The following is a 9,355-nucleotide window of genomic DNA, read 5'->3' as shown; positions in this document are numbered from 1 at the left end:
ATTTACTAACCCCAGTCAATAGCTCTCCTAGCTATGTTCTGCTCACTACTGCCGTATGATCCACTGCTACAAATTCTCCTTACACATGAGTAATTCTAAATTTGCAGTAGTCGTTTCTACCGCCCTGACCTTGTTCGCACTGCTGGTCGTCACCGCCACTTGCCCCACTGCTACGTTACTAGTTTTCGGAAATAGATTTATTACTTGAGATGGCTCTATTAAACCTGTCCCTTTTTACAACTTTGTCCTGTTGGCTATTTGTGTGCTGTCTTGATAACGGAAAAAGACCTCCGAACTAATCTTTTCACTTTAGTTCGGAGGTTTTTAGCTTTAATCTCTTGAATTCTTATTTAAGTTTGTTATACTTAATTATGAATTTGAGGACTAAAGCTAATTTATTCGCCCGCTCAAAAGTGAATGTGAATTAGCTTTTTTCTTTGCCTAGATTGCTTTAAATACAAACAATCTAGGCTTTTTTATTTAATTGATAACGTAATCATAGCATAAAAAATAAAAATAAAAATATTTATTTTGAAAATATTTATTTTTTATGTCGAAAATATATTATAGGACATTTAAAACAATAAGAACTATTGGTCCTCGAACTTTCAATTATTTCCAGTTAAAATAAAAATAATTAGTAGAATTGAGGACTAATTATGGCTAAAACAATTAAACAATTGGCTGATGAACTAGGTGTTTCTAAGCAAACTATTCGTTATCATCTAAAGTCTTTACCGGTAAAATTTACCGGTAAAGACAGCAACGGTATAATTACAATTAACACTACTGGCGCAAGGTTAATCAAAAACAAGATAGTAAATAAAACCCGTAATATTGCCGGTAAACAACCACAACAAAAAAGCTCTTTACCTGTAAATAATCAAGAGCAAATAAACTCATTATTACAAAGATTAGATACTCTAGAACAAACATATCATGAACAGCTTCTTAACAAAGACCAAGAAATTACTCGTTTACATAACACACTCGATCAAACACAAAAATTATTAGATCAATCTCAGCAATTACAGTTAATAGCTGAAAAAAAAGTTGATGAGTTTAAAAAGATTTCTAATACTTCAAATAAAAACAAAAAAAATCACCAGAAGACCTGGTGGTCAAAATTATTTTAAAAGTGCTATACTTAACCTAATTACATAAACAAAAAGCATTACCATACTGGGTAATGTCTTGTTTTTAATATTATTCTCGGAAATTACACGGTTCACTACTTTCGTGTAATTTTTATGTTTTACATTATTCATAATGAGTTATAGGGAAAAAGATACATTTTAACAACATTATTTCCACCTTCTTTCTAGTATATAATTTTGAACTTTATAAAAATGCTTTCTATCATTGACTTATATTGATTAATTATTTATGACCAATCGTAATAAAAATATACCAACCCCAATTTATAAAAACACCGTTTGTCACTACTTCATAATACATTTAGAAAAACCATGGTGGTCCAATTCTATGAACAAGTCTTAGCATTCCTTACACCTCCCTTCAAATCTTATTTTGCTAAATTTTATGCCATTCAATAGTTTGAGTTAACATACAACCACCTCCTTTCGTAATTAATCAATATTATTAACTTTTGTGATATCAATAATATTATCTAATCTTGATGCAATGCTTTCATGTAAATGGTGCGTAATCATGATTAGCGTTATCTTTGGATGAGTAACTAAAGTATTCTCGATGTCCAAAGCTGTATCCTTATCAAGTGCCGACGTACTCTCATCCATTAATATAATTTTTTTACCTGTTATAAGTCCCCTAGCAAGAGTAATTCTTTGTTTCTCACCTCCAGATAAATTCGATCCTTCTTTACCCAATATTGTATCTAATCCTTGAGGAAGAGAATATACTAATTCTTGTAATGACGAAGACGCAATAGCATTTTGTAAATCTTCATCGCTATAATTTAGTCCTAGAGTTATATTATCTCGTAGTGTCTCATTGAAAATATACGGATTTTGATCAATATACACCATATTGTCTCTAATATTATCTGCATTAAGCTTATTGTAATTAATTCCATCATAAGTTACTTCGCCATCATAACTATCAATCCTAGAATTAATTATATTCAATAACGTAGATTTACCGCTCCCACTAGGACCAACTAATGCATACTTTTTCCCTGATTCGAATTCAACATTCAAATTTTTAAAAACATTATGTTGTCCAATAGAATATGTAATGTTAGTTAATTTTATTCCTCTGTGTAACCCATCAATAGGTGTCGGTACTTCTGCCTTATAATTATTTAAATGGAATTTTTCAAAAATAGGCTGTACAGATTTTATTTGCATAATGTTGTTGCCTAATTGTCCTAATCCATTAAATACAGCCCCAGCTAATCCACCAGTACCTCCTAAAGCACCCACAGGAATTAACTTCAGACAAGCTAAGATACCAGTTTGTACAATAATCATAAATTGAGCTAAAACATTAAAAAATGTAATAATAACTTCAATATTTGTTTGTTTCCTAATAGAATCCACTTTTACTTCTTCAAGTTTATGTGACTGTGCTTCTATTTTACTAACGATTAATTTATTTAAACCACTTGAAAATAATACATTGAACCCATCTAATACATCCGTGACTTGTCCTAAAAATTTACCATTCGCTTTTGTAACTGCAATATTTGCTTCTTGCAATTTGCCTGAAAAGAAGCTAGGAACACTGAGTAAAATCATTGACATAATTATAACTGTTACAATCAAAGAATAATGGATTGTTAACAATGCAAAGATAGAAAAAATCACACTAGATATTGATTCAATACTGGCAAAAAAGTTTGTAAATCCAGCTTGTTCAATCATATTTAAATCATTGGTATATTCAGATGAATAAACATTAGTAGGATTCTTATGAAAGTCTAGATAACTAAGATGACTAATATTCACAGATATATCATGTCTAATAGCAGTACTCATTTTTTGAATAACAATTTGTTGTTGAACGTCTGTTATCCGCATAATAGCTAAATATACTAGCCAAATAATTCCGAACAAAACATACCATTTTAAAAAGTTACCCATATGCAACTTTATAAGCTCATCAAGAGCAAACGCATTAATTAAATTAGTTGATATTTGTAAAAATGACATAATTACTGTCAAGGTTATAACAAGCATATTTCTAAATTTATACTGTCTTAGATATCGTTTCATTTTTACCCTCCTTTACAAGTGAATATATTTGTCGAACAGCTTTAAAATTGTTTTCGGTAGCATATACATATTTCAAAGTATGAAATGGACGTTTTAAATCTAGATCAATATTCAAAATTTGGATTATTTCATTTTTAGAAGTATCAGATATTATTGGTATTTTAGGAAATTCCTTCAAATTGTCATTTATTAAATATTTCTCATATTGAACAGAAGTAAAAGAATTCATGTATAAAGCTAACGTATCTTTTAGATGAGCTATTAACAATGTTTTAAAAGCCGGTTTATCATAATTTTGAATTAAAAACTTAGTATAATAATTTAAAACCAGATCTTCTTGTTGATACGTATTTAATGTTTTTGAATATAAAAGTAAATGAAATATTTCATGAAGTAATGTATTCAGTTTTTTCGACGCTGTATTTTGTTCCGTTACATATACTAATGGTTGTCCCGAATTAAATAATGTTAAATTAGCTGCCTTATCAAATCTTTTCTTTTTATCATATATTCGATCATGCATATATATATCTTCAAAAATTTTTATACTACTTTCTCCAAAATTATAAATTCCAAAATCTGTTAGTTCTTGCTTAATTTGAGTTAAACCAATTTCCCCAGAATCATCCATAGTTTTGATATCGTTATACATTTTTTTGGAACTAATCAAAGTTTCGAATGAACTCTTAGTTTTTACATATCTTTGCTCAATTTGACTTAATTTTGGTTTTCTTAAAATCTTGGTTTTTAAATAATTTTCAGATGTAATATGATTTATCCATTCTTTTTTGCTCGTAGTTACTGGATATGCAACTGTACTAAGTGATTTTTTTACTAAAGAAAATTGTTCAAAAATTTTCTTTTCCCAAGAATTGCCAATAAAATAATCATTTATAAAAAAATCTGCATAAGCATAATTTGTTAACCTAACTTGAAAAATATCATCAAAAATAATTTTTCCAATAGATAAAGCCATAAACATTGCATTAAATATTGATCCAGAGTTACTTGAAATTTCATTTTTTGTATTAATTTCACTAAACAGTTCGTTTATTTCTTCAAGAAATGTTGCATAGTTATTCTTATCTACTAAGTAACTCATTTGTTTTTGTACAAGATAACCATTAAGGATTAATTTTTGGTTTGGATAATCTAAAAAAAGACGTGATATGATTTGTAAATTGACTTTTTTATCATCCATTGTATCTATAATATAATCATAATCATTTAAGTTAACAATTGAGGCCAAGTTATCATAAGAAGTTAGAAACTCTTTTTTCACTTTAATACAAGTAGTTGTATCTTGGAGCTTTTGCTTTAGTACATCAACTTTATATTTTCCTACATCATTCACTTCAAAATTTTGTGCACACAGATTTTTACTTTCAACTTTATCTTTATCAATTACTGTAAAATTCCTAATTCCTATCCTTTTAAGGACTTCTAATTGAAAGCTTCCACCTGTCCCTATACCTAAAATAAGTATCTTTATAGAATTTAACTTAGGTATATAAGAATCAAAATCAGTTTCAGGAATAGTCGACACAAAGCTTTTTAATCTACTAAATTTTGTATCAACATCTGAATCGATATAAACATAATGCTTTAATTTTAAGAAATTAATGATCTTATCAATATATTTATGAGAACACTCTGGAAAATTATTATATAAATCAATTTTACTTTTTGGAGTTTCCAAAAATTTTAAAACAGAAAATAATTTTTGGGGGTTAGAAACATATATACGTTTTTGTAAATCAGAATTATTTGTAAAAACACTCACACTATCATCATGAAGTCTCCAATATAGTTCAGTTTTTAATTTAAGTTTTTCCATAATGGTTTTGCCTCGCATAATCTATTTCTTGTAATTACAGTATCAACAAAGTGGTAAAATTAATTTATAAAGGTCATATATGAATTTAGGAAATATTATTATGAATAATTTTGGAAACTCTTTGAGAAACATACGAGAAGCAAAAGGCATAACTATTAAGCAAGCAGCTAAAAACATTGTTACTCCAGCATTTTTATCAAAATTCGAACGAGGAGAAAGTGAAATTTCCTTCTCAAAATTACTTAAAATATTAGATCATATGAATGTCGATATTAATGAGTTTATCTTAGAAACTAATGATTTCGAAGAACATCCTCAACGTAAATTTTTAAAAAAATTAGTTGATGCTGCCAATAATAAGAGTATTACGATATTTGACAATCTTGAAAAAAATGAAGCTCTACTGTACACCAAGGATGATAATTTGCGCCATAAGCACAATATTTTATTATGTCACCTATATAAAAGTGAGATCACTAATACACCTCCTGAAAAAAATGACTGGATGCCAATAAAAAATTATTTAATGGGTGTAGAAGATTGGGCTTATTATGAATTTCTATTATATGCAAATTCTTTATATTTTCTCCCAACAGAAATCATAGAACTAGTTAGTAAATCAGCATATCAAAAAGGTATGCGATATTTATCATTAAATGACAATAAAAATGGACTCACCGATACTTTACTTAATACCATTGAAACTTTAATAAATAGAAATGAAACAAGTTTAGTTATACCTTATATTCAATTATGTGAAACACTTTTAAAATCACCTGATTTAATGTTTGAAAGAGTACGGTTAATGTTTTATAAAGGCGCTCTTAAATATTTAACAGGTAACTATGAATTTGGACTTAATCAAATGGATGAAGCTATTAAAATCATACAAACTACAGGTTTTAGTGGCAGCGATATTAAAAATTTTGAAGATTTTAAAAATATTATTTCAAAATAAACTATATGACTTTTTCTTCTATATCTACGATTAAATTTAATAAGATAATCCTCAAGAAGTTAAGCTTAACAAATTTAATGAAAAGGAGGTTAATCTTATGAAAGATACAACTATCTATGAAGAAAAAGATAATTCTGAAGTTCAAGAACACACTTTTGTCCTTTGTGGCAATATCTAATTAATTTATAAAAAGTCTAAAAAATCTCAGATTTATATATATATTTAAGCCATACCAGTGGCAACTTAACATAATGTGCATTAAGCGAAGTAGGTAAAAAAGCCCGCAAGATTAGGTTTAATTTAAGCTTTAAACATAAGTTTGTGAAATTTAATCTGTATAGCATATAAAAAGCCCGAATTAGTGGGCTTTTTGTTTTCTGATTTTTTTCAATTTCACAATTAGACCAATTTCTTTTTTTACCAAAACAGCCCAGAAAAATCTAGGCTGCTTGGCATACTCTACTTAAATAATTTTACTAAATCATTTAAAACACAATGAAGTGCATTCAACAGCTTAGTTATCTGTTTAAGAAAAAAGTATATTACGAGAGTTTTAATCACGTTTTCCAGCATTAAGCTCGCCTCCTTTCACGAAAGATAATCAATCTTTCAAGATCGCGCGCCAAAAAACGTGCATATTCATTTTATCAAATAATCCCATTCTTAGAATATATCTTAATAATTATTTGTGTAATAATTATTTGCGTGTTATAGTACATGTACGAGAGTTTTATACGTTATTTCAGCGTAAAAAAACGTGCATACGACCTAATCAATCGTAAGGTACAGGGGCAGTCGCAATAGACTGCTTTTTTTGTTTCTTTTTTCAAAAAGAAAATCGTGTCCTCAAGGACACGACCGGACGAAAAAACAAGCATTAGTCTTCACGACTTTTGCTTGTTTTTTCGTCATGAAATTTTGTGCATTACGCAGTTTTGCCAAAATTGAATTAAGCAGAAATTGCGCCAGCTTTTTCTGCTTCGCCCCCTGCGTAAGGGCGTTTGATGTAGTGACTTTTGCGAAGCAATTGTCACTACATCGAAAACGCTTCTTTTTGGCAAAAGAAGCAAAAAATTAGTAGAATAGGGTCAGCTGGAGGTCGCTAAATTATGAACCAAAAAATGACTGTTTCGTTTGCAAAAGGCAACGCCACCGAAACTTCAATTAGACACAATAACCGCTCCCTTGATCCCAATCACTTCGATTACGATAAAGCAGGACACCGTCACATTTTGCCAGAATATACGTCCCTAAACGAGGTGCTAGTTCATCGTGACATTAAAAAAGTTTATCAAGAGCAATTTGGCAAAGCCGTTGAACAATACAATGCCAAACAGAAACGTAAAGATCGCCGGATCACCGATTATTATCGCAAAATCAAAAATAGTAAAAATCAAGCGACCCAACGTGAATTTATTGTTCAAGTTGGCAACCAGAATGATTATTTAAAGCAAGATCGTACTACATCTAAAAATTGGCAAACTGCCAAAAAGATTTTGACCGAATTTGAACATGATTTTGAACAGAATAACCCCAATTTACAGGTTTACAATGCGGTCATTCACATGGACGAGCCGGGCTCACCCCACCTACACCTTAATGTTGTCCCTGTAGCACATTTTAAGAATGCACAGCGAGGAGTAACCGTTAAGCCGAGTTTTGATAAAGCTTTAATTGAAGAGGGGTTTAAACCTGATCCCAAGGACAGTCGGGCGCTTTTTCGTGAATTTCAACATCAACAAGCCGATTGTCTAACCGAACTAGCACGTAAATTTGGCATTGAACGTGAACAAGGCTTAACCAATCAATTAAAAAACGTCCACGAATACAAGCAGGCTATGCGTGCTGTCGATCAAGCTCAAGCCTTAGCTCTACAGCAAAAAAGTAAAAATGCTGAATTAGCTATTAAATTAACTGATCAAAAAATTATGAGCCAAGAATTGGATCAGCAAATCAAGCATAAGCAAGAAAAAATGGCTGTTTTAAGCCGTGAGAGCCGTTTAAAAGTCAAAAACGATGAAACATACTTAAGTACACTAAAACGACTCTCAGACGTTAATAAGCACGCTGACGTTGATTATTATTTACCAACTAAAACTTTTGGACTCATTGATAAAGTTAGTGCCCAAGCCCGAATCGCTAACTTAATCAAACAAGCTAGGCTATCCCAAAACTTAGTTCAAGTAATTCAACAAAATCAAAAACTGACTGCCACTAATACGCAATTACAAACGCAAATTCAAAAATTAACACTGGAAAACGAAACCATTGCTGATAAAAAATCACTTGAAGGCTATAACATTGGCATTAAAAAAGGGCGCTATGAAGAAAAACAAAGAGTCCATGTCAAAGCTGGTGAGCCTTATCAAGAAGAAATTAAAAGCTTAAATAAAAAAATTGCCGAGCAAGATAACTATGCTGTCGAACTAGTTATGGAACTTAACAAGTTACAAAGCGATAACTTAACTTACCAGTATCAAATCAAGCAATTACAAGAACAGTTAGGTAGCGTCAAAATACCCTATCAAGAAAAAATCGCCACTCTAACTACAGAACTCCAAGACCAAAAACAACAAAATCAAACACAAAAACAGCAATTAGCACAAAAAGACCAAGTCCTCCATATGCAAGCCACTGCTATCAAACACCAAAAGCACCAAATTAAGCACCTCCAACAATTTGGGCAAACTTTAGTTACTGCAATTGGTAAGTGCAAACCATTACTCAAAAATACTTGGTTTAAAGTTGTAGAGCGTATTGGACAACATTTCCACCAACAACAAGAAACCGACTTAAGTCTCTTTGAACACCACTGGTCTAAAACCGATTTCCAAACCCTTAAACATCACGCTTCGACACCTTCAAAAGCTGAATTATATCAACTATATCTACAACATAACCAAGATATGGATTTAGATCGTTAAAACCACTACTAGCATTCTAGGCTGCTTTCCTGCGGCTACTCACTCTGCGCTAATCTAATCACTACTTATATACCCTCCAGTGGAGCATACTACCCCCATAAGTACCTTATAGATCAACCGCAAAGCGGTTAGTTAGGTACTTATCCCCTAGGTTAAAGAGGAAATTAATAAGTATCTAACTAACTTGCTTTGCAATTGCTGGTTATAACTTTCGGCTTACGCCGACATACATTTAAGTTTAAACGCCCTACACAGTAGTTCTTGCCGTTGTTTTTTCTCGCTTGATGAATGAATCTCGTTCTGGGCAACGCCATTTACTAACCCCAGTCAATAGCTCTCCTAGCTATGTTCTGCTCACTACTGCCGTATGATCCACTGCTACAAATTCTCCTTACACATGAGTAATTCTAAATTTGCAGTAGTCGTTTCTACCGCCCTG

The 9,355-nt window shown here is 31.0% G+C and carries 5 protein-coding genes; 3 read left to right on the top strand and 2 right to left on the bottom strand.

Going from position 1 to position 9,355, the window contains the following annotated elements; translation table 11 throughout:
• The first annotated feature begins 659 nt into the window (after positions 1–659).
• Complete coding sequence (locus F5ESL0246_RS08075; protein WP_122019586.1) at positions 660–1,136, top strand: HTH domain-containing protein; 477 nt, start codon at positions 660–662, stop codon at positions 1,134–1,136.
• A 453-nt stretch (positions 1,137–1,589) separates the two neighbouring features.
• On the opposite strand, the gene F5ESL0246_RS08070 is transcribed toward F5ESL0246_RS08075, so the two are convergent.
• Complete coding sequence (locus F5ESL0246_RS08070; RefSeq protein ID WP_122019583.1) at positions 1,590–3,197, bottom strand: ABC transporter ATP-binding protein; 1,608 nt, start codon at positions 3,195–3,197, stop codon at positions 1,590–1,592.
• Positions 3,172–5,034 carry a ThiF family adenylyltransferase gene (locus F5ESL0246_RS08065; RefSeq protein WP_158592808.1) on the bottom strand — a complete coding sequence of 621 codons (1,863 nt, stop codon included), beginning with the start codon at positions 5,032–5,034 and terminating at the stop codon, positions 3,172–3,174. The genes F5ESL0246_RS08070 and F5ESL0246_RS08065 overlap by 26 nt, the downstream gene beginning before the upstream one ends.
• A 100-nt stretch (positions 5,035–5,134) precedes the next feature.
• Here F5ESL0246_RS08065 and F5ESL0246_RS08060 point away from each other — a divergent pair, with 100 nt between their 5' ends.
• Together F5ESL0246_RS08060 and F5ESL0246_RS08055 are read left to right on the top strand one after the other, a co-directional pair.
• Positions 5,135–5,992, top strand: a complete 858-nt coding sequence (locus F5ESL0246_RS08060) for a helix-turn-helix domain-containing protein (RefSeq protein ID WP_158592807.1) — start codon at positions 5,135–5,137, stop codon at positions 5,990–5,992.
• Between the two features lie 1,109 nt (positions 5,993–7,101).
• Positions 7,102–8,916 carry a plasmid recombination protein gene (locus F5ESL0246_RS08055; protein ID WP_122019572.1) on the top strand — a complete coding sequence of 605 codons (1,815 nt, stop codon included), beginning with the start codon at positions 7,102–7,104 and terminating at the stop codon, positions 8,914–8,916.
• Positions 8,917–9,355: the final 439 nt, after the last annotated feature.

Origin of the sequence: Lactobacillus sp. ESL0246, from assembly GCF_003692965.1 — a bacterium.
In the GTDB taxonomy this organism is placed as follows: Bacteria; Bacillota; Bacilli; order Lactobacillales; family Lactobacillaceae; genus Lactobacillus.
Note: the sequence above shows the minus strand (reverse complement) of the source record. Positions and strands in the feature narration are given on the sequence as shown.

Coding starts and splice junctions, on each gene's coding strand:
- F5ESL0246_RS08075 (WP_122019586.1), top strand. CDS start 660: ATGGCTAAAACAATTAAACAATTGGCTGATGAACTAGGTGTTTCTAAG.
- F5ESL0246_RS08070 (WP_122019583.1), bottom strand. CDS start 3,197: ATGAAACGATATCTAAGACAGTATAAATTTAGAAATATGCTTGTTATA.
- F5ESL0246_RS08065 (WP_158592808.1), bottom strand. CDS start 5,034: ATGGAAAAACTTAAATTAAAAACTGAACTATATTGGAGACTTCATGAT.
- F5ESL0246_RS08060 (WP_158592807.1), top strand. CDS start 5,135: ATGAATAATTTTGGAAACTCTTTGAGAAACATACGAGAAGCAAAAGGC.
- F5ESL0246_RS08055 (WP_122019572.1), top strand. CDS start 7,102: ATGAACCAAAAAATGACTGTTTCGTTTGCAAAAGGCAACGCCACCGAA.